Raw genomic sequence first — 22,919 nt, 5'->3', positions numbered from 1 at the left:
AAGAAAGGATGTTTTTAAATGAATATTAAAGAATTAATTCGTAAATCTTATGAGGATTTATTAAGTTTAAAAGTCAACTGGTTTAATGGCCTAATGTTAGTACTTATCGTCTTTGTCTTGAGTAGTATTGCGACGCCATTTATTGGTGTACCGGTAGGCTTACTTGGTGGCGGTTATCTCTTGAAACGTTATGAAGAAAAACAAGACAATTAATAATCAACAGAGAGATGAATAGAATTCAAAGTGATATTTTTAATAGACCTAAGAAGCATTTCCGCTTCTTAGGTCTTTATCATTGATTATGGTAAAAATTTAAATGATAAATAAATACTCAACCAACATATGATTACAAATGCGCCTACTACAAAGACAAATGATAAGATGCTCGTAATGAGATTACGTGTTTTACTTGTCTGAACTTCATTAGGATCTTGACCATTCATAAATGCAACGATTCGATCGTAATTATCCATACCGTGCTTGTATTTAATTTTGTCGATTTGCGTACTACTATAAAAACCTACAGAAAAAATGACATAGGTAATCGCAACGCCCCACCAACTCAGATAAAATAAAAGTGGTCCTATTAAAACACATGCTAATAACATCCAAACCAACATCATCCACGTCCAAAAATCCATGTCTTTTTTAATAGTTTCATGTTCCATACGTTTCACGTCTCCTTTGACAAGATCATCTAATGAAACATTAAATAAATTACACATCATTAATAAATTATGGATATCTGGATAACTTCTTTCATTTTCCCAATTAGAAATCGTTTGTCTTGAAACATATAATTTTTCAGCTAGGTACTCTTGGGAGTAATTTTCTTTTTCTCTATATTTTCGAATTTGTTGACCGATTTCCATCACCCATAACTCCTTAACCATTTAGATTAATCTTGTCTAGAATAGAAACAAGATTGAAATGAATAATCGTATCTCACTTCAACTCCATAGAAACGTCTCTGTATATAAAAAACTACCAAATTTCTTTGACAATCACATCTTTTTCATTGTCAAAATCCTTTTACATGCTGTAATATCAACATTTACAAGACTTCCTGACGTCTAAAAAAAGGAGCTGCGCTATTTATTAAAACGCAGTTCCTCTTTGCTATAAGCCATTATTAATTAAACGATTTTAAAATAACATCAAGCATCTTTTTAATATAGGCTTCATCTAAAGTTTCAGGTTTAATTAAAATATTGAAATAAATAGGTGAGAAAATTAAATCAATAAATAAATCTTGGTCCTCTTCTTTGATATGTTGTGCGATAATCGATTTTAATACTTTTCGGTTACTTTTAAAATAACCTTTCATAAACAACTCACGTGCATCATTTTGTTGATTACTAATCAATATCTCAATTACCGCTCGTCCAAGATTCGTTTTATAAATTTCCATTATTTTTATTAAATATTGATATAATCCCGTATATAAATCTTTATCATTATTTTCGAAAATCTGTGTTCTACTTACAAACATATCTACAATAATAGATGACTTATCTTTCCAACGACGGTAAATCGTCGCTTTGGAAACGCCTGTATTTTCAGATAGTTGATCAATTGTAATTTCTCTAAAATGCGTCTTAGTTAACAATTTATCTATTTCATTAAAGATTTTATAATTAATTGTCGGATCTTTCGGTCTTCCAGCCATGTTTTCCCCTTCTTAAATGCGAAATAATTTCAACGATTTCAAATATAATTACTGCACTTACAAACCACGCAATAAAGCCAACAACGATGCTTAATAGCCATTGATTTGTGTAATAAAGCATCCCCCATATTGCTAATATACTAATTAACACGCCAGTCATACCGAACACTGCCCCTCTACTTACGTGTTTAGCAATAACATCACCATGTTGCATACCTGTGATAAATAATGAAACTAAGAATACTGCCGGTAATGTCGCAAAGACACCACCTAACTCTTTCCAAGGTAATATTACAGAAATAATATAACTAAGTGTAACCGCTAATCCCCCAACGAGGAATTTAATTAATGCTAATTTCATTACAAAAGCCTCCAATGATTAATTCATATGTCTAACGACAAACATGCCAATTGAAATGACAAGCCAACATATCAATGCAAAACCTGTACCTCTTTTATAATCTCTTTTACTAATATAAAGAGAAGTTAGAAAGACAGTAACAATGCACGATATAATACCAATAATCGCACCAGAACTAAGATGAATTGACATTTGCACGAGTTGATTACCACGATGATCTATCGCAAGCGCTATGATTGCAGCTAAGTAGACTGCCGGCATAGTAGCGATAATGCCACCCATTTTACCGCCGACTTTCTCAGCCATAATAGATGCAAATGCTACTGCAAGACCTCCAATAACAAAATGAAGAATAGCACTAGAAACGGATATTCCAAACACATTAAACCCTTCTTCTTTAATTATTAAACGATACGTTTCGTTTAATAATATTGTAAAACTATTTCAGTATAATGTAAATGGCGTACGAAATAAAACTAATTTTCAAATTTTTATAAAAAAAATCTCCTTTCAGCCGGTGCCTAAAAGGAGATGTTTTACTATCTTTTATAAATTTTTATCTTAATTTCATAATAATCATCATGATCTTTATCACGTTGTTCTACACGTATACCAGATTGTTCAATTGCTTGAACGCTCTTTCCAACTTCATCACGTGCTTGTGTTAAATCTTTGGAGAATTGGAAAGATTGGGCTTTAACCTTTTCAGGCCCAATTTTTTGTTTAACACGTGCTTCTGTTTGTTTAACGTTTAACTTTTGATTGATGACTTGTTCAATGAGTTGTTCTTGATCTTCTTCTTTAAGAGATAATACTGCTCGAGCATGACGCTCTGTAATCTTACCTTCTCTTAAACGACTGATGACTTTAGGTGCTAACTTCAGTAAACGCAACTTGTTCGCAATGAAACTCTGACTTTTACCTAAACTTTTAGCTAATTCACTTTGCGTAGTTCCACCAATTTCAAGCAGTTTTTTATATGCTTCCGCTTCTTCTACTGCAGATAAATTTTCACGCTGAATATTCTCAATTAAAGCAACAACAGCAGTTTCTTCATCGTTCATATGACGAATAATGACATCGGCTTGTGCTTTATGCAGAGATTGTAACGCTCTGAAACGGCGTTCACCTGCGATGATTTCATACATATTTTCTTCAATTGGTCGCACGACAATCGGTTGCAATAGCCCATGTTCATCAATGGATTCCGCAAGTTCTGTAATTTTACTTGAGTCAAACACCTGTCTTGGTTGATAACGGTTAGGTACAATACGCTCAATTTGAATGGATTCGACGCTAGAATTGCGATCTTCTTCAATGTATCCAACGATGTCATCTTTATTTTTCAATCCAAATAATTTTGAAAAAGGTTTTTTCATTATCCATTCACTCCTCTTAAAATTAATTTTAACATGTAAGTGCTATTAATTTTCTAGTAAAGGAGATTTATTAGGCGTACCAGGTTTTCTAGGATATTTTTTAGATGTTTGACGACGTTTATCAATTATAATCATTTGTCGTTCTCCAGCATCTTCAGGTAAATCGAAAGTGTAAGAATCACTAAAGACGCCACCTAATATACTAATCCCAAATTGCGCTTCTTCTAATTCTTCTTCTCCTTTAGAAGACTTCAATGCGATGAAATGGCCACCCTTTTTAACTAAAGGTAAACATAATTCACTTAGCACTGTAAGTCTGGCTACTGCACGTGCGGTTACAACATCATATGTTTCTCTATTGACGTCTTTGCCGAATGTTTCAGCTCGATCATGCACAAAGCTAACTTGTGTTAAGCCGAGTTCGGCAGCTAAATGATTTAAAAATTGGATACGTTTATTTAGTGAATCTACAATCGTCACTTTCAACTCAGGGTATACAATTTTCAACGGAATACTTGGGAAACCAGCACCCGCGCCAACATCACAGATGGCTAAGGGCTGATTAAAATCATAATAAAAGCTTGGTGTAATGGAATCATAGAAATGTTTCAAATAAACTTCATGTTCATCTGTAATACTAGTGAGATTCATTTTCTCATTCCACTCAACAAGTAGACGATAATATGTCTGAAATTGTTCTTTTTGTTTATCTGACAACTCAATTCCATGTTCACTTAATTCTTTAGCTAGCCATTCTACGCCACTCATTAATTTTTCACCCTTTGCAATTTACCTTGTTCTAGATAAACAAGTAAGATTGAAATGTCTGCTGGGTTAACACCAGAGATTCGTGATGCCTGAGCAATATTCAATGGTTTAACTTCAGCTAATTTTTCACGTGCTTCAGTCGCTAAACTATCAACTTTACTATAATCTAAGTCTTCAGGAATTTTTTTCGCTTCCATACGTTTAACTTTCTCAACTTGTTGCAATGATTTATTGATATAACCTTCATATTTCGTTTGAATTTCAACTTGCTCTTCAACCGCTTCAGGTAATTGATGCGTTTCTTCTAAGATTTCTAAAATCGTATCATAAGTCATCTCTGGACGTCGTAATAAATCAATCGCCAATATACCATCTTTAAGACGTGAACCACCATGTGCTTCAATAACAGATTGCGTATGTTCATTTGGTTTAATGCGAATATTAGTTAAACGTTCAACTTCATCTTGAATTTGTTGGCGCTTTTCATTAAAACGTGCATAGCGTTCTTCAGAAATCATACCTAATTCATAGCCCATATCTGTTAAACGTAAATCGGCATTATCATGACGTAATAGCAATCTATATTCAGCACGAGAAGTTAATAAACGATACGGTTCATTTGTACCTTTCGTAACTAAATCATCAATTAACACACCGATATATGCATCTGAACGGCTTAAGATTTTTTCGCCTGTTCCTAACACTTTACCAGCTGCGTTGATTCCCGCCATAATACCTTGTCCAGCCGCTTCTTCATATCCTGATGTACCATTAATTTGACCGGCTGTATATAAGTTTTTAATCATTTTAGTTTCTAATGTTGGCCATAATTGCGTTGGTACAATGGCATCATATTCAATCGCATAACCGGCACGCATCATGTCGGCCTTTTCAAGACCAGGAATTGTTTCTAACATTTGACGTTGCACATGTTCTGGCAAGCTTGTTGAAAGCCCTTGAACGTATACTTCATTCGTATGACGACCTTCAGGCTCTAAGAAAAGTTGGTGTCTAGGTTTATCGTTGAAACGGACAAATTTATCTTCAATTGATGGACAATAACGTGGACCTGTCCCTTTAATCATACCTGAATACATGGCTGATAAGTGTAAGTTATCATCGATGACTTTATGTGTACGATCATTTGTATACGTCAACCAACATGGTAATTGATCAAGTATATATTCTGTAGTTTCAAAGCTAAATGCACGACCTACCTCATCACCTGGTTGAATTTCAGTTTGAGAGTAGTCGATTGTTTTTGCATTCACACGTGGTGGTGTACCCGTTTTAAAACGTACAACTTCAAAGCCTAATTCTCTTAAATTATCAGCTAACGTAATAGATGGAAGTTGGTGGTTTGGACCACTTGAATATTTCATATTACCTAAAATAATTTCACCACGTAAAAACGTACCTGTAGTAATTACAACCGCTTGTGCACGATATTCAGTGCCGATATTTGTACGCACACCTTTAACTTCATCATCTTCAATGATTAATTCGTCTACCATACCTTGCATGATATCTAAATGATCTTCATCTTCAATTACACGTTTCATTTCTTGTTGGTACAATACTTTATCGGCTTGCGCACGTAATGCACGTACAGCTGGGCCTTTACCAGTATTTAACATACGCATTTGGATATGCGTTTTATCAATTGCTTTTGCCATTTGGCCACCTAATGCGTCAATTTCACGAACGACAATACCTTTAGCTGGACCACCTACTGATGGATTACATGGCATAAAGGCAATGTTGTCTAAATTAATTGTTAACATTAGCGTTTTGGCACCACGTCTTGCAGATGCTAAACCTGCTTCAATTCCTGCATGCCCAGCACCAATGACAATTACATCATATTCTTGAACCACCTGATTGACCTCCTTTAAATTTCCATTATCTGTATTTATTGCTAAGACTTCCTACCGTCTTAATTTGTTTAATGTTTATTATTTCGTTCCCGAATGGCTATGATCTGCAATTTCATTATTTTCCTAAACAGAACTGACTAAATAATTGGTCAATTAATTCATCACTTGCGGATTCACCAATAATCTCACCTAATAGTTCCCATGTACGCGTTAAATCAATTTGAACCATGTCCATAGGAATACCAGATTCCGCTGCCTCAATCGCATCTTGAATTGCATTTCTAGCTTGCTTTAATAAAGAAATATGTCTTGAATTAGATACATATGTCATATCTTGGTTTTGAACATCGCCACCAAAGAATAAATCACGTATTTGTAATTCTAGTTGATCGATGCCTTCTTGTTTAAGCATTGAGGTTTGAATAAGTGGCGTATCACCAATCATTTCTTTGACTTCATTTATATCTAAATGTTGTTCTAAATCTGTTTTATTTACAATGACAATGGCATCTTCATTTTTGATAACTTCATATAAAGTACGATCCTCTTGTGTTAAAGGTTCGTTATTATTTAAGACAAATAAGATTAAATCTGCTTCGCTTAAGGCTTTTCGTGAACGTTCGACACCAATCTTTTCAACGATATCTTCAGTGTCACGAATGCCCGCAGTGTCTACCAATCTTAAAGGTACACCTCTAACATTAACGTATTCTTCTAAGACGTCACGCGTCGTACCTGCAACTTCAGTTACAATCGCTTTATTATCTTGAATAAGATTATTTAGCATTGATGATTTTCCTACATTTGGTTTACCAACAATTACCGTTGAAAGACCTTCTCTCATAATCTTACCTTGTGTGCCAGTTTCTAATAGAAGGTTAATTTCGTTTTTAATTTTTTTAGATTGTTCTAATAAGAACTCTGTTGTAGCATCTTCAACATCGTCATATTCAGGATAATCAATGTTCACTTCTACTTGGGCTAGAATTTCTAAAATGGATTGTCGTTGTCGTTTAATTAAGTCGCTGAGGCGCCCTTCAATTTGATTCATAGCAACTTTAGAAGCACGATCTGTTTTAGAACGAATAAAGTCCATAACAGCTTCAGCTTGAGATAAATCAATTCGTCCGTTTAAGAATGCACGCTTAGTATATTCACCCGGTTCTGCCATTCTAGCACCATACGTCATTGTTAGTTCTAATATACGATTAATGGTTAAAATACCACCGTGACAATTAATTTCAATAATATCCTCACGGGTAAATGTTCTTGGTGCTCTCAACACAGATATCATAACTTCTTCAACAACTTCATTTGTTTCTGGATCGACTATATGACCATAGTTAATCGTATGGGAGTCTACATCTTCTAATTTTTTCTTTCCTTTATATAGTTTATCTCCAATTTCAACGGCTTGCGGTCCAGATAAACGGACAATACCAATTGCACCTTCACCCATTGGCGTTGATATACTAGTAATTGTATCGAAATCCATGATTATCCTCGCCTCCTTATTCAAGTAAAATTTCATTATAACATTGTAATTTGTTTCTATTAAAATTGCTAACAAGTTGATTGAGCGTTATAAAAGGAAGACTCCTGTTTGTCTGACGTCAGACTGACGGTAGTCTTAATACCTCCCCTACCCTGCTTATTTAATCCTTTTATTAAACACTTTCGCAATTTTAAGTACATGTTCTAAGCTACCTTGAATTTCAAGTGTAGACATGTCTTTAGCTGGTTGCCTAGCGATAACGATAATGTCACGTGCGATGATATCTTCTTTATGAACTTTGAAATTTTCTCTAATCGCACGTTTAATTCTGTTTCGAGTCACTGCATTACCTAACTTTTTAGATACGCTAATTCCTAATCGGAAATGATCTTTATTACTATTATAGGTATAAACAACAAACTGTCTATTTGCTACCGATTTGCCTCTTTTATAAATGGTTTGGAAATCAGTATTCTTTTTAATACGGTAAGCTTTCTCCACGTTCACATCACTCGCTTATATTATTCTTTGCCATTCTAGTTTATGTTCGTTCTGATATAGCGTGTCCCAATTTATACCTATTGAAACGAAAAAAAAGACCACTGAGAAGTCAGTGATCTTATGCTGATAAAACTTTACGGCCTTTACGACGACGACGTGCTAAAACTTTACGGCCATTTTTAGTGCTCATACGTTTTCTGAAACCATGAACTTTACTATGTTTACGTTTATTTGGTTGATAAGTACGTTTTACCATGCAAAACACCTCCATCTACATATTTATCCAGCTCACTCGCTCTTGTAGTGATCCTGATTATTTTAATAGATAAATTATACTTTCTGATATCAGAATTCTTGTTTTAATTCAATTTTATCTAGTCATAATTCAAGCAACTACTACAATATAACAAATTACTATTTATAAAGCAAGCAGCATTTGCAGTAAGATAATATTTTTTTAGTAAACTTCGTCACAAAATCATTTTTTTAATATTTATACATTTTACGCCGAGTCCTTAGTGCTTTCATTATTCATTTTAAATACATCTTTATAAATTATTTCCCAAAGCTGTTATAATACATCGTACTTTCATTTTAAAAATTATCCACTTATACACAGATGGCCATTCAATAATTGTGGATAATATAACCATTATTAACAGATTTATACCTAATTTAACAACATATTCACACCTATTTGACATCTCTCTTGGTTAAAAAGTATAATTGTGTGGATAAGTCGTCTAATTCATTATTTTAACAGGATTTATTTATTGATTTTATATACGTTTTTAGTGTGAATAAATCATAGCATATATAAAGTTATCCACCGATTGTTATTAACTTGTGGATAAATATTAACATGCTGTGATTATTTTTATCCACTTGTCTAAATGTCTGTGTATAAGTCTTAAATTTAAAGAAGATGGAGTTTATTATATGTCAGAACAAGAAATTTGGAAAAAAGTATTAGACGTTGCTGAATCAGAAATATCTAAATCGACATTTAATACTTTTTTGAAAGATACGGAGCTTAAAGAAATTCGTGATAACGTTGCAATCATTTTCGTAATACATGAATTTTATGCAGAATGGTTAAATTCTAACTATAAAGAAGTTATTCAAACAATTATGAAAGATGTTATTGGTTATGAAGTTGAACCCAAATTTTTCACTGCTGAACAATTAGCAGAACTTGACGAAGAGAGTCGTAAAGCTAAATCGCCAAGCAACGAACCTCAACGTCACATCATCGAGGATGTTCATGAAGGTACAGATCAATTTAATACACATAATACATTTGATACGTTCGTTATTGGACCTGGTAACAGATTTCCACATGCAGCAAGTCTTGCAGTTGCTGAAGCACCATCCCAAGCATACAATCCTCTATTTATTTATGGTGGTGTTGGTCTTGGTAAAACGCACCTTATGCATGCGATTGGTCATCATGTTCTCAGTAATCAGCCAAATGCTAAAGTGCTATACACTTCAAGTGAAAAATTCACAAATGACTTCATTAAATCAATTCGTAACAATGAACCAGAAGCTTTTAGAGAAAAATATAGAAACATTGACGTGTTACTGATTGACGATATTCAATTCATTCAAAATAAAGAACAAACGCAAGAAGAGTTCTTCCACACATTTAATGAATTACATCAAAATAAGAAACAAATTGTCATTTCAAGTGACCGTCCACCTAAAGAAATCGCTAAATTAGAAGACCGTTTACGTTCTCGATTTGAATGGGGCTTAATCGTTGATATTACGCCTCCTGATTATGAAACACGTATGGCAATTCTTCAGAAAAAAATCGAAGAAGAAAATTTAGAAATTCCAGCTGAAGCATTAAATTATATTGCTAATCAAATTCAATCAAACATTCGTGAATTAGAAGGTGCACTCACGCGTTTACTTGCCTATTCGAAGCTTCAAGGCAGACCGATTACAACTGAATTAGCAGCAGAAGCACTTAAAGATATTATTCAAGTTCCTAAATCTAAAAAAATTACAATTCAAGATATTCAGAAAGTCGTTGGGCATTACTATAACGTTCGTATTGAAGATTTTAGTGCGAAAAAACGTACCAAATCAATTGCGTATCCTCGTCAAATCGCTATGTATCTATCAAGGGAACTTACTGATTTCTCATTACCTAAGATCGGTGAAGAATTCGGTGGTCGAGATCATACAACGGTTATTCATGCACATGAGAAAATTGCAAAGGATATCAAAGCAGATCCAATTTTTAAACAAGAAGTAGAAGATTTAGAAAAAGAAATTCGCAATCAATAATGTAAATAGTCGAAACTGTTATACAACAGATTACGACGTTTAATAGTGGGAAATAATGTAAATGGTCTGTTACCTTGAATTAAGCGCCAATAACTCTGACAAGTGAACAAGATGATTTTGTTAGTAATTGTGGATAATGTTAAAAAGTAATACACAGCATCAACAGTTTATCCACATGTGTATAACTTTGGCACACAAGGATTTTCTTAACATATCCACTAATCCACAAGCCCTACTACTATTACTATGAATTTAAAACCTATATAATTATATATAAACGACTGGAAGGAGTTTAAATTAATAATGGAATTCACAATTAGAAGAGATTATTTTATTAATCAATTAAATGACACATTAAAAGCCATCTCACCAAGAACAACATTACCGATTTTAACAGGTATCAAAATCGATGCTAAAGACAACGAGGTCATTCTTACTGGTTCAGATTCTGAGATATCTATTGAAATTACAATCCCTAAACAAGTTGATGGTGAGGATATTGTCACTATTTCTGAAACAGGTTCAGTCGTGCTTCCTGGTCGTTTCTTCGTAGATATTATTAAAAAATTACCAGGTAAAGACGTAAAATTATCAACAAACGAACAATTCCAAACACTGATTACATCTGGACATTCAGAATTTAACTTAAGTGGCTTAGATCCTGATCAATATCCATTATTACCTCAAGTATCACGTGATGACGCCATTCAATTATCAGTAAAAGTCTTAAAAAATATCATTGCACAAACAAATTTCGCAGTGTCCACCTCAGAAACACGCCCAGTACTTACTGGTGTGAACTGGCTTATACAAGATAATGAATTAATATGCACTGCGACTGATTCACACCGCTTAGCTGTAAGAAAATTGAAGTTGGAAGATGAGTCAGAAAACAAAAATGTCATCATTCCAGGTAAAGCTTTATCAGAATTGAATAAAATTATGAGTGATAGTGATGAAGAAATCGATATTTTCTTCGCTTCAAACCAAGTATTATTTAAAGTTGGTAATGTAAATTTTATTTCTCGTTTATTAGAAGGTCATTATCCAGATACGACACGTCTATTCCCAGAGAATTATGAAATTAAATTAGGTTTAGACAACGGTGAATTCTATCACGCAATTGATCGTGCTTCTTTATTAGCACGAGAAGGTGGTAACAATGTTATTAAGTTGAGCACAGGTAATGACGTTGTAGAATTATCATCAACATCACCTGAAATCGGTACTGTAAAAGAAGAAGTGACAGCAACTGATGTGGAAGGTGGCAACTTGAAGATTTCATTCAACTCTCGTTATATGATGGATGCGCTGAAAGCAATTGATAACGATGAAGTTGAAGTAGAATTCTTTGGTACGATGAAACCATTCATTCTTAAACCAAAAGCAGATGACTCTGTTACGCAATTAATTTTACCAATTAGAACATATTAGTTTTAGAGGGGCATACCCTCAGCATCAAAAATTAGGAGTTAGACAATGCATTCTTAAAGAATGTTGTCTAACTCCTTTTTAAAATGCATAATAAGCACATTCAGCCTTCAATATAGACGTTAATCTTAAAAACTAGTGGATAACTCTAAACAACTTCTTTTTACGCAAAAATGGCCCTTAAAATTAAAAATAGGGCTATATGAGTAATAAAATCATTTTTAACGCCTTTTGTTATTCAAAAAAAGCCGCTTCAATTTGAAAAATATAGGCAATTTTCCTTCAAAATTTAAATATGTATAAAGATATTGTGAAGTAAACGGTTTCACATTCCATTTTAAATGAAATTTAAACCTAAAAAAGGTATAATATATTAATGACACATAAAGAAACGGAGTGATTATTTTGGTTCAAGAAGTAGTGGTTGAAGGCGATATTACGTTAGGCCAGTTTCTTAAAACTGAAGGCATTATAGAATCAGGTGGCCAAGCTAAATGGTTCTTACAAGATTATGAAGTTTTAATTAATGGTGAACGCGAAACACGTCGTGGTAAAAAACTAGCCAACCAAGATCGAATTGATTTCCCTGATATCCCTGAAATTGATTCTGTAATCATTATTCATCAAGGTGAACAATGAAACTTAAAACACTCCAATTAGAGAATTATCGTAACTATGAAGAAGTTACGCTTAAATGTCATCCTGATGTGAATATTCTGATCGGAGAAAATGCACAAGGGAAGACGAATTTACTTGAATCAATTTACACATTAGCTTTAGCTAAAAGTCATCGCACATCAAATGACAAGGAGCTTATACGGTTTAACTCAGAGTATGCTAAAATAGAGGGTGTACTAAATTATAGACATGGAACGATGCCATTAACGATGTTTATAACTAAAAAAGGTAAACAAGTAAAAGTGAACCACTTAGAACAAAGTCGACTAACGCAGTATGTTGGACATCTTAACGTGGTTCTTTTTGCGCCAGAAGACTTAAATATTGTCAAAGGGGCACCACAGATACGGAGACGGTTCATTGATATGGAATTAGGCCAAATCTCTGCAGTGTATCTAAATGACTTGGCTCAATACCAACGTATTCTTAAACAGAAGAATAACTACTTAAAGCAGTTGCAACTTGGTCATAAACAAGACACTACGATGTTAGAAGTCTTAAACCAACAATTTGCGCAATATGCATTGAATGTAACGTTGAGACGAGCACATTTCATCAAAGAATTAGAATCATTGGCTAAACCGATTCATGCTGGTATCACTAATGACAGAGAAACGCTATCGTTGACTTATTTACCAAGTATAAAACTCAGTGATATGGATAAAGACGCGCAAGCATTATTAGACGAAGTGATTACACTGTTAAATGACAATATTAAGCGTGAAATGGAACGTGGTGTTTGTTTATTTGGCCCGCATAGAGATGATTTAGGCTTTAATGTAAATGATATGGATGCGCAAACATATGGGTCTCAAGGACAACAACGTACGACCGCATTATCCATTAAACTAGCAGAAATAGAGTTAATGAACATTGAAGTTGGAGAATATCCAATCTTACTACTAGATGATGTGTTAAGCGAATTAGATGATTCTCGACAAACACATTTACTAAGCACGATTCAACATAAAGTACAAACCTTTGTAACGACAACATCCGTAGACGGCATAGATCATGAGATTATGAACAATGCTAAGCTTTATCGAATCAATCAAGGTGAAATTATAAAGTAATAGAAAGTGATGGTGAATACATTGTCAGATGTAAACAACACAGATAACTATGGTGCTGGACAGATACAGGTATTAGAAGGGTTAGAAGCCGTTCGTAAAAGACCTGGTATGTATATAGGTTCAACTTCAGAGAGAGGTTTGCACCACTTAGTATGGGAAATCGTGGATAACAGTATCGACGAGGCACTTGCTGGTTATGCAGATCAAATTGAAGTGATTATTGAAAAAGACAATTGGATTAAAGTAACTGACAATGGTCGAGGTATTCCTGTTGATATTCAAGAAAAAATGGGTCGTCCAGCAGTTGAAGTTATCTTAACTGTACTACATGCTGGTGGTAAATTCGGCGGTGGCGGTTATAAAGTATCTGGCGGTCTACATGGTGTAGGTTCTTCAGTTGTTAACGCATTGTCTGAAGACTTAGAGGTATACGTTCATCGTAACGATACAATCTATCATCAAGCATATAAAAAAGGTGTACCACAATTTGATCTTAAAGAAGTAGGTAGCACTGATAAAACAGGTACAGTGATTCGCTTTAAAGCAGATGGCGAAATATTCACTGAAACAACCGTTTATAACTATGAAACACTTCAAAAACGTATTAGAGAGCTGGCATTCTTAAACAAAGGTATTTCAATCACTTTAAGAGATGAACGTGAAGATGAAGAACAACGTGAAGATACATATCATTATGAAGGCGGTATTAAATCTTACGTTGAATTACTAAATGAAAATAAAGAGCCAATTCATGAAGAGCCAATCTATATTCACCAAACTAAAGATGATGTAGAAATTGAAATCGCTATGCAGTATAACAGTGGTTATGCAACGAACTTATTATCTTATGCGAATAATATTCACACATATGAAGGTGGTACGCATGAAGATGGCTTTAAACGTGCATTAACACGTATATTAAATAGTTACGGCACACAAAGTAAAATCATTAAAGATGACAAAGAAAGATTGTCTGGTGAAGATACACGTGAAGGTTTAACAGCTGTCGTATCAATTAAACATGGTGATCCTCAATTCGAAGGACAAACAAAGACGAAATTAGGTAACTCTGAAGTACGTCAAATTGTTGATAGATTGTTTGCTGAACATTTTGAACGTTTCTTATACGAACATCCAAATGTTGCTCGTATTGTTGTGGAAAAAGGAATCATGGCATCACGTGCACGTGTTGCAGCTAAAAAAGCACGTGAAGTAACACGCCGTAAATCAGCTTTAGAAATTTCAAGCTTACCAGGTAAACTTGCCGATTGTTCAAGTAAGAAACCTGAAGAAAGTGAAATCTTCCTAGTAGAGGGTGACTCTGCCGGGGGGTCTACAAAAGAAGGTCGTGACTCTAAAACACAAGCAATCTTGCCATTAAGAGGTAAAATCTTAAACGTTGAAAAAGCACGTCTAGACCGTATTCTAAATAACAATGAAATACGTCAAATGATTACAGCCTTTGGTACTGGTATTGGCGGCGAGTTCGATATCACTAAAGCACGTTATCATAAAATTGTAATTATGACAGATGCTGATGTCGATGGTGCACATATTAGAACGCTACTACTAACGTTCTTCTATCGTTTCATGAGACCATTAATTGAAGCGGGATATGTATATATCGCACAACCACCATTGTACAAATTGGCACAAGGTAAACAAAAATATTATGTATTTAACGATCGTGAACTTGATAAATTAAAATCAGAATTAAGTCCTACGCCTAAATGGAAAATTTCACGTTATAAAGGTTTAGGAGAAATGAATGCGGATCAATTATGGGAAACGACAATGAATCCTGAAAACCGTATGATGTTACAAGTTAAATTAGATGATGCGATTGAAGCGGACCAAACGTTTGAAATGTTAATGGGTGATGTCGTTGAAAATCGCAGACAATTTATCGAAGACAATGCAGTATATGCAAACCTAGATTTCTAAATTAGCGTGAACGAATGAACATGTTGAAGACTGTATAGCGAATGGCTTGCAGTCTTGCTATTTTAAGTGAATTGATTATAGAAGGAGGATATCTTGATGGCTGACTTACCTCAATCAAGAATAAATGAACGAAATATAACCAGCGAGATGCGCGAATCATTTTTAGACTATGCAATGAGCGTTATCGTTTCACGTGCGTTACCTGATGTACGTGATGGTTTAAAACCTGTACACCGTCGTATCTTATATGGCTTAAATGAACAAGGTATGACCCCTGATAAACCATATAAAAAATCAGCACGTATCGTTGGGGATGTAATGGGTAAATATCACCCTCACGGAGACTCATCAATTTATGATGCCATGGTTAGAATGGCACAAACATTCAGCTATCGCTATCCACTTGTTGATGGTCAAGGTAACTTCGGTTCAATGGACGGTGATGGTGCCGCTGCCATGCGTTATACTGAAGCCAAGATGACTAAAATTACGTTAGAGCTACTACGTGATATTAATAAAGATACGATTGATTTCCTAGATAACTATGATGGTACTGAAAGAGAGCCGGAAGTCTTACCTTCTCGTTTCCCTAACTTATTAGTGAACGGTGCATCAGGTATTGCTGTAGGTATGGCAACAAATATTCCTCCTCACAATTTAACTGAAGTCATCAACGGTGTTTTACATTTAAGTAAGAATCCAGATGTTACGATTGCAGAACTTATGGAAGATATTCAAGGCCCTGATTTTCCAACAGCTGGTTTAATCCTAGGCAAGAGTGGTATCCGACGTGCATATGAAACAGGACGTGGATCTATTCAAATGCGTGCACGTGCAGAAATTGAAGAACGTGGTGGCGGTCGCCAACGTATCGTAGTGACTCAAATCCCATATCAAGTTAATAAAGCACGTATGATTGAAAAGATAGCGGAACTTGTTCGTGACAAGAAAATCGAAGGTATTACAGATTTACGTGATGAAACAAGTTTACGTACAGGTGTTAGAGTAGTTATTGATGTACGTAAAGATGCAAACGCCAATGTTATCTTGAACAATCTCTACAAACAAACACCATTACAAACGTCATTCGGTGTGAATATGATTGCACTGGTTAATGGACGTCCAAAATTAATCAATTTAAAACAAGCTTTAGTTGAATACTTAGAGCATCAAAAGACTGTCGTACGCCGTCGTACAGAATATAACTTGAAAAAAGCGAAAGACCGTGCACATATCTTAGAAGGTTTACGCATTGCATTAGATCATATCGATGAGATTATTACGACAATTCGTGAATCAGAAACAGATAAAGTCGCAATGGAAACATTACAATCGCGTTTTAAATTGTCTGAACGCCAAGCACAAGCTATTCTTGATATGCGTTTAAGACGTTTAACAGGTTTAGAACGAGATAAAATTGAAAATGAATATAACGAATTGCTCGGCTATATTTCTGAATTAGAAGCAATCTTAGCCGATGACGAAGTGTTACTTCAATTAGTTCGAGATGAATTAACAGACATCAAAGAACGCTTCGGTGACGAACGTCGTACGGAAATTCAATTAGGTGGTTTAGATGATCTCGAAGATGAAGATCTTATTCCAGAAGAACAAATTGTTATTACATTAAGTCATAATAATTATATTAAACGATTACCTGTTTCTACGTATCGTTCGCAACACCGTGGAGGACGTGGTGTTCAAGGTATGAATACATTGGAAGAAGACTTCGTCAGCCAACTTGTTACGTTAAGTACGCATGATCATGTTTTATTCTTCACGAATAAAGGTCGTGTATACAAACTTAAAGGTTATGAAGTGCCAGAATTATCTCGACAATCTAAAGGTATTCCAGTCATCAATGCGATTGAATTGGATAATGATGAGACAATCAGTACTATGATTGCGGTTAGAGATCTCGAAGATGAAGATAGTTACTTAGTATTTGCAACTAAAAACGGTATTGTGAAACGTTCTGCGTTAAGCAATTTCTCACATATCAATAAGAATGGTAAAATTGCGATTGGTTTCAAAGAAGATGATGAATTAATTGCAGTCCGTCTTACAGATGGTCACCAAGACATCTTAATTGGTACATCTCACGCTTCATTAATCAGATTTGCAGAAACAAGTTTACGTCCATTAGGTCGAACTGCTGCAGGTGTAAGAGGTATCTCATTACGTGAAGATGATGTTGTAGTAGGTCTAGATGTTGCCCATGCCGATAGTGAAGATGAAATTCTTGTTGTCACTGAAAATGGTTATGGTAAACGTACGCCAGTAAGTGAATATCGCTTATCAAACCGTGGCGGTAAAGGTATTAAGACTGCGAAGATTACAGAACGTAATGGTAACATCGTTTGTATCACAACAGTTACTGGTGAAGAAGATTTAATGATTGTTACCAATAGTGGTGTGATTATTCGTTTAGAAGTAGAAGATATTTCTCAAAATGGTCGTGCAACACAAGGTGTACGCTTAATGAAATTAGGCGAAGATCAATTTGTTTCAACGGTTGCTAAAGTCATTGATAAAACAGAAGATGAAGATGCAACTGAAGCAGCACAAGTTGAAGATGGTGAAACAAATGCAGAAAGTACAGAAAGCCCTAGCGAAGAAGTTGTAGATGATGATACACCAGGTAATGCACTTCATACGGAAGCGGATGAAGATACGGAAACAGTAACTGAGGATAATGCAACAGATGAACGTATTGAAGTTAGACAAGACTTTATGGATCGTGTGAATGAAGACATTGATAATGCATCTAACGATGATGAAAACGATGAGAATTAAAGGCTAATCCATAGTGATCAGCGATAACAGGATAGATTCATTTAATAAAAATAAGACTTCCCTTTCGCTAGGGAAGTCTTATTTTTATTTGATTCAATTAGTTTTCTAACTCTTTCATCACATATGGGATTTCACTAATTAAACGTGAAGGTGGCACGACGTACATAGATTCAGATAATTTCTCTCCAATATAACTGTGTGTATATGTTGCGCTTGTAATTGCATCTCTAAAATCATCAAACTGGCCAACAAAGCTAGTAATCATTCCAGCTAATGTATCGCCCATACCACCAGTTGCCATTGCTGGCGTACCAATTGTCAGTCTATATTCTTTATCTTTGAAGAATATTTCAGTACCGTGTTTTTTCAGTACAACAGCAGCACCTAACTTATCAACAGCTTCTCTATTACGTTCGTAAGTTTGCTCTTCAATAGGGATACCACTTAAACGTTCCCATTCTTTTTGATGTGGTGTAAAGATGACACGGCAAGTTGGAATATCAGGTTTTAGTTTACTAAATATTGTAATCGCATCACCATCAACAATTAAATTTTGGTGTGGTTGTATATTTTGTAGTAAAAACGTAATTGCGTTATTACCTTTGAAATCGACACCTAACCCTGGTCCAATTAAAATGCTATCTGTGTTTTCGATCATTTTCGTTAACATTTTAGTGTCGTTAATATCGATTACCATTGCCTCTGGACAACGTGAATGGAGTGCCGCATGGTTTGTAGGATGTGTAGCTACTGTAATTAACCCACTTCCACTATAAACACATGCACGCGCAGCTAACATGATTGCGCCACCTAAATTGGCACTTCCACCTATCAGTAGAATCTTTCCATAGTCACCTTTATGTGTCTCTTCTTTTCTCTTCGGAATATTAACAGTTGTTAATGTTTCCATAAATTAAACCCTCCCTTGAAGACGTTGTGAACGTATAATGTTAGAAAAATGTGTGTACCGCCATTACTGTATATAACTCAAATTTCAAGTGACAATGAAATGCGTAGCGATAGCATCCATGATGACTTAGTTGATTGAGTTCTAAATTGGATTGTTTGTCTATACCTTTTTTAAATACAATAGAAAATATTATACCTGTGAAAGACTTTCGTCAACACTATTATGAAGAATATTTAATTATACGTATCATAAGGTCCCTACATGGCTTTATAGAGGGCGTATACAATAAGATAAATATAATATTATTTAGCATTTACTTGCTAATTATAAAGGAGTTTGCTATATTAAAAATAACTTAATAAGTTATTGTTCGTGGGACAAGTAACATAATCAATTAATTTCAGAGAGCTTGTGTTGAGTGTGAACAAGTAATTGATGATTATGCGAATCTACCTACAATTGTGAACAACCGGTAATAACCGTTATTTTAAGGAAAGTGCAATTCGATACATCTATTGTGTCAAATTGTTAAATAGGGTGGCAACGCGTAGACCACGTCCCTTGTAAAGGGGATGTGGTCTTTTTTTATTGAGCAAGACGCATGTTATCCAAAATAAAAATTTTCAAAAAATTGGGAAGGATGAATGTTACATGTTAGACATTAGACTATTCAGAGAAGAAGCTGACAAAGTTAAGAGCAAAATTGAATTACGTGGAGATGATCCTAAAGTTGTTGACGAGGTATTAGAATTAGATAATGAACGCCGTCAATTAATTGGTAAGACTGAAGAAATGAAAGCACGTCGTAACAAAGTAAGTGAAGAAATCGCTGAAAAGAAACGTAATAAAGAAAATGCAGACGACGTTATTAAAGAAATGCGTGAACTTGGTGACGAAATCAAAGAAAACGACGCTAAACTTAATGAAGTGGATAATAAAGTTAGAGATATCTTAATTCGTATTCCTAACCTAATTGCTGAAGATGTACCACAAGGGGATTCTGATGAAGAAAATGTTGAAGTTAAAAAATGGGGTACACCTCGTGAGTTTGACTTCGAACCTAAAGCACACTGGGACTTAGTTGAAGAATTAAAAATGGCAGACTTTGAACGTGCTGCAAAAATTTCAGGTGCGCGTTTCGTATACTTAACTAAAGATGGTGCATTATTAGAACGTGCATTAATGAACTACATGCTTACAAAACATACAACACAACATGGTTACACTGAAATGATGACACCTCAATTAGTTAACGCAGATACAATGTTTGGTACTGGTCAGTTACCTAAATTTGAAGAAGACTTATTCAAAGTTGAAAAAGAAGGTCTATACACAATCCCAACTGCAGAAGTACCATTAACAAACTTCTACAGAGACGAAATCATTCAACCAGGCGTACTACCTGAAAAATTCACTGCTCAAACTGCTTGTTTCCGTAGTGAAGCTGGATCAGCAGGTAGAGACACAAGAGGTTTAATCCGTTTACACCAATTTGACAAAGTTGAAATGGTACGTATCGAAAAACCAGAAGATTCTTGGGATGCATTAGAAGATATGACACAAAATGCGGAAGCAATTCTTGAAGAATTAGGTTTACCTTACCGTCGTGTTATCTTATGTACTGGCGATATTGGTTTCAGTGCAAGTAAAACATATGACTTAGAAGTTTGGTTACCAAGTTATGACAACTATAAAGAAATCAGTTCTTGCTCAAACTGTACTGATTTCCAAGCGCGTCGTGCTAACATCCGCTTCAAACGTGATGCAGCTTCTAAACCAGAATTAGCACATACATTAAATGGTAGTGGTCTTGCAGTAGGTCGTACATTTGCAGCAATCGTTGAAAACTACCAAAATGCAGATGGCTCAATTACAATTCCTGAAGCATTAGTACCATTCATGGGTGGTAAAACTGAAATCCGTCCAGTTAACGATTAATTCGATTATTAGTTAGCTTATAACGTTAATTTATAGAGTACGGAATAAGCGATAATATACTAAAGCTACAGTGCAAATTCGCAGTAGCTGACTGAGCTGAGAAGGTGTTTATATAACACTTTTTCAGCTCTCTTTTTATGGTGTTAAACCAATATGAATGTCATAAACAAAGTGAATAGGTGGCAGGAATGCTGCAATGAAACTACATTGAATTGTGGTCTATGATGTCTTGAATATACAATCAATCATGTTAAAAATTCACTTTTTCTTAATAAAGTGATGAAGTAAAAAGGATGGATTTAGACTACTTTCAGAGGTGTAATATACGCTTTGTTGTCAAAAAATAGACACATTAGATATCCCTTTAAATCAGTAGTTCTAAGTATTCTGTTAGTCTAACATCACACAACCCTATGTCTAACGTTGTTGCCACTCTAGCATCCGTATATTAGACTAAAATTATTAATAAAATACTGTTCTAAAATATTAAGCATAAAGGGAGGTTACAAAGATGACATCACATGTGACGTTTAAGCAAGGCGTTAAAGAATGTATACCTACTTTGTTAGGATACGTTGGGATTGGTTTATCGTTTGGCATTGTAGCTGCGTCACAACATTTTAGTATCATTGAAATACTATTATTATGTTTACTTGTCTATGCTGGCGCAGCACAATTTATTATTTGTGCACTCGTTGCTACAGGCACACCGATTTCTGCTATTGTTCTTACAACATTGATTGTCAATTCACGTTTCTTCCTATTATCAATGACGTTAGCACCCAATTATAAAGACTATGGTATTTGGAATCGTCTAGGTCTGTCTTCAATTTTGACAGATGAAACATTTGGCGTCGCTATCACACCGCATTTAAAAGGGGAGAAGATAAACGATCGGTGGTTACATGGCTTAAATTTAACCGCATATGCATTTTGGGCACTAGCCAGTATTGTTGGTGCATTACTTGGTAAATATATCTCTAATCCAGACATGTTGGGTCTCGATTTTGCGATTACAGCAATGTTTATCTTTTTAACCATGGCACAATTTGAGTCAATCACATCATCTAAACTACGCATATACCTTGTACTTATCGTATTTGTTATCGTGATGATGCTCAGCTTAAGTTGGTTTATGCCATCATACGTTGCAATTCTGATTGCATCGATGCTAGCAGCAACATTAGGGGTGGTGATGGATAAATGACAACATCTTGGCATATGTTTATCTTAATCGTGTTATGTGGACTTGTAACGTTAATCATTCGAGTAGTTCCATTCTTAATGATTTCACGTATTCAACTCTCAGAAACGGTAATTAAATGGCTATCATTTATTCCAATTACATTATTTACAGCACTGATATTAGATGGCATTATCGTACAACAGGAAGGTGTAGCAGGATACACCCTTAATATTCCGTTTATTCTTGTGACGATTCCAACGGTGTTTATTGCACTTTTCACGCGTAGTCTGACTACAACCATTCTAGTAGGTATTGTGCTGATTGCAGGCCTACGTTTTTTCTTTTAGAAAAGGCAGAACCCAATAGCTAACGATTGAAGTTAGCTATACAATTAGATACAATAAATTCAAATTACAATTTGAATAAGTAAATGAATAGAGATAATAGAACTTATTAAGAGAAGTGGAGGGACACGGCCCTAAGAAACTTCAGCAACCGGCGATGCATACGCACGGTGCTACGACCAACGAGATACTCGAATGATAAGTAATAGAGACGAATCGCCTCATACTTTGAAGAGTATAGGCGATTTTTTTAGTATTCAAAGGAGGTAAC

Annotated in this window: 21 protein-coding genes, 1 riboswitch and 1 other annotated feature; of the genes, 10 read left to right on the top strand and 11 right to left on the bottom strand. The window is 34.8% G+C overall.

Annotation, left to right across the window (positions count from 1 at the left end):
* Positions 1 to 18 precede the first annotated feature (18 nt).
* A complete protein-coding gene (locus KA909_RS09250) occupies positions 19 to 213 on the top strand; it encodes a VraH family peptide resistance protein (protein WP_053030313.1) in 195 nt (64 codons plus the stop codon).
* Positions 214 to 299: 86 nt separating this feature from the next.
* Here KA909_RS09250 and KA909_RS09245 read toward each other — a convergent pair whose 3' ends face one another.
* The 10 genes from KA909_RS09245 to rpmH all read right to left on the bottom strand — a co-directional run bounded on the left by KA909_RS09245 (position 300) and on the right by rpmH (position 8,306).
* A complete protein-coding gene (locus tag KA909_RS09245; RefSeq protein WP_053030315.1) occupies positions 300 to 872 on the bottom strand; it encodes a helix-turn-helix transcriptional regulator in 573 nt (190 codons plus the stop codon).
* 260 nt (positions 873 to 1,132) lie between these two features.
* A complete protein-coding gene (locus KA909_RS09240) occupies positions 1,133 to 1,669 on the bottom strand; it encodes a TetR/AcrR family transcriptional regulator (RefSeq protein ID WP_193839820.1) in 537 nt (178 codons plus the stop codon).
* Positions 1,638 to 2,030: a DUF3147 family protein gene (locus KA909_RS09235; protein WP_210130121.1), complete on the bottom strand. Its 393-nt coding sequence runs from the start codon at positions 2,028 to 2,030 to the stop codon at positions 1,638 to 1,640. Before KA909_RS09235 ends, KA909_RS09240 begins: the two co-directional genes overlap by 32 nt.
* Positions 2,031 to 2,048: 18 nt before the next feature.
* Positions 2,049 to 2,411, bottom strand: coding sequence for a DUF3147 family protein (locus tag KA909_RS09230; protein WP_053030318.1), 363 nt, complete (start codon positions 2,409 to 2,411; stop codon positions 2,049 to 2,051).
* 158 nt (positions 2,412 to 2,569) lie between these two features.
* Positions 2,570 to 3,409, bottom strand: coding sequence for a nucleoid occlusion protein (gene noc / locus KA909_RS09225; protein WP_053030319.1), 840 nt, complete (start codon positions 3,407 to 3,409; stop codon positions 2,570 to 2,572).
* Positions 3,410 to 3,454: 45 nt separating this feature from the next.
* Positions 3,455 to 4,177: a 16S rRNA (guanine(527)-N(7))-methyltransferase RsmG gene (gene rsmG, locus KA909_RS09220; RefSeq protein ID WP_210130120.1), complete on the bottom strand. Its 723-nt coding sequence runs from the start codon at positions 4,175 to 4,177 to the stop codon at positions 3,455 to 3,457.
* A complete protein-coding gene (mnmG, locus tag KA909_RS09215; RefSeq protein WP_210130119.1) occupies positions 4,177 to 6,054 on the bottom strand; it encodes a tRNA uridine-5-carboxymethylaminomethyl(34) synthesis enzyme MnmG in 1,878 nt (625 codons plus the stop codon). The genes rsmG and mnmG overlap by 1 nt, the downstream gene beginning before the upstream one ends.
* Positions 6,055 to 6,169: 115 nt before the next feature.
* A complete protein-coding gene (gene mnmE, locus KA909_RS09210) occupies positions 6,170 to 7,549 on the bottom strand; it encodes a tRNA uridine-5-carboxymethylaminomethyl(34) synthesis GTPase MnmE (RefSeq protein ID WP_193839822.1) in 1,380 nt (459 codons plus the stop codon).
* Positions 7,550 to 7,705: 156 nt separating this feature from the next.
* Positions 7,706 to 8,056 (bottom strand): ribonuclease P protein component, encoded by a 351-nt coding sequence (gene rnpA / locus KA909_RS09205; protein WP_174841452.1) that lies wholly within the window; start codon positions 8,054 to 8,056, stop codon positions 7,706 to 7,708.
* Positions 8,057 to 8,168: 112 nt separating this feature from the next.
* Positions 8,169 to 8,306, bottom strand: a complete 138-nt coding sequence (gene rpmH / locus KA909_RS09200) for a 50S ribosomal protein L34 (RefSeq protein WP_000240855.1) — start codon at positions 8,304 to 8,306, stop codon at positions 8,169 to 8,171.
* Positions 8,307 to 8,989: 683 nt separating this feature from the next.
* Here rpmH and dnaA point away from each other — a divergent pair.
* The 6 genes from dnaA (at position 8,990) to gyrA (ending at position 18,270) form a co-directional block, all read left to right on the top strand.
* Complete coding sequence (gene dnaA / locus KA909_RS09195; RefSeq protein WP_210130118.1) at positions 8,990 to 10,348, top strand: chromosomal replication initiator protein DnaA; 1,359 nt, start codon at positions 8,990 to 8,992, stop codon at positions 10,346 to 10,348.
* Positions 10,349 to 10,648: 300 nt separating this feature from the next.
* Complete coding sequence (gene dnaN / locus KA909_RS09190) at positions 10,649 to 11,782, top strand: DNA polymerase III subunit beta (protein WP_053030325.1); 1,134 nt, start codon at positions 10,649 to 10,651, stop codon at positions 11,780 to 11,782.
* Positions 11,783 to 12,175: 393 nt separating this feature from the next.
* Positions 12,176 to 12,418, top strand: a complete 243-nt coding sequence (gene yaaA, locus KA909_RS09185) for a S4 domain-containing protein YaaA (protein ID WP_174841934.1) — start codon at positions 12,176 to 12,178, stop codon at positions 12,416 to 12,418.
* On the top strand, positions 12,415 to 13,530 hold the full coding sequence (recF, locus tag KA909_RS09180; RefSeq protein ID WP_193839823.1) for a DNA replication/repair protein RecF: 1,116 nt from the start codon (positions 12,415 to 12,417) through the stop codon (positions 13,528 to 13,530). Before yaaA ends, recF begins: the two co-directional genes overlap by 4 nt.
* Before the next feature lie 9 nt (positions 13,531 to 13,539).
* A complete protein-coding gene (gyrB, locus tag KA909_RS09175) occupies positions 13,540 to 15,474 on the top strand; it encodes a DNA topoisomerase (ATP-hydrolyzing) subunit B (protein WP_193839824.1) in 1,935 nt (644 codons plus the stop codon).
* A 96-nt stretch (positions 15,475 to 15,570) separates the two neighbouring features.
* Positions 15,571 to 18,270: a DNA gyrase subunit A gene (gene gyrA, locus KA909_RS09170; protein WP_210130117.1), complete on the top strand. Its 2,700-nt coding sequence runs from the start codon at positions 15,571 to 15,573 to the stop codon at positions 18,268 to 18,270.
* A 97-nt stretch (positions 18,271 to 18,367) separates the two neighbouring features.
* Here the strand turns inward: gyrA and KA909_RS09165 are convergent, their stop codons facing one another.
* A complete protein-coding gene (locus tag KA909_RS09165) occupies positions 18,368 to 19,180 on the bottom strand; it encodes an NAD(P)H-hydrate dehydratase (protein WP_053030330.1) in 813 nt (270 codons plus the stop codon).
* 366 nt (positions 19,181 to 19,546) lie between these two features.
* Positions 19,547 to 19,745, top strand: a binding site (T-box leader).
* A gap of 86 nt (positions 19,746 to 19,831) precedes the next feature.
* Between KA909_RS09165 and serS the strand changes: the two genes are divergently transcribed.
* The 3 genes from serS (at position 19,832) to KA909_RS09150 (ending at position 22,651) form a co-directional block, all read left to right on the top strand.
* Entirely contained in the window at positions 19,832 to 21,118 is a 1,287-nt protein-coding gene (gene serS / locus KA909_RS09160) for a serine--tRNA ligase (RefSeq protein WP_193839826.1), read from the top strand.
* Positions 21,119 to 21,629: 511 nt separating this feature from the next.
* A complete protein-coding gene (locus KA909_RS09155; protein ID WP_193839827.1) occupies positions 21,630 to 22,325 on the top strand; it encodes an AzlC family ABC transporter permease in 696 nt (231 codons plus the stop codon).
* Positions 22,322 to 22,651 (top strand): AzlD domain-containing protein, encoded by a 330-nt coding sequence (locus KA909_RS09150; protein WP_053030333.1) that lies wholly within the window; start codon positions 22,322 to 22,324, stop codon positions 22,649 to 22,651. Before KA909_RS09155 ends, KA909_RS09150 begins: the two co-directional genes overlap by 4 nt.
* 100 nt (positions 22,652 to 22,751) lie before the next feature.
* Positions 22,752 to 22,853, top strand: a riboswitch (SAM riboswitch).
* Positions 22,854 to 22,919: the final 66 nt, after the last annotated feature.

The sequence above is a fragment of the Staphylococcus sp. GDX8P54P genome (assembly GCF_017893165.1).
Lineage (GTDB): Bacteria > Bacillota > Bacilli > Staphylococcales > Staphylococcaceae > Staphylococcus > Staphylococcus borealis.
The sequence above is the reverse complement of the archived record's forward strand: the minus strand, read 5'-3'. Positions and strand labels throughout refer to the sequence as shown.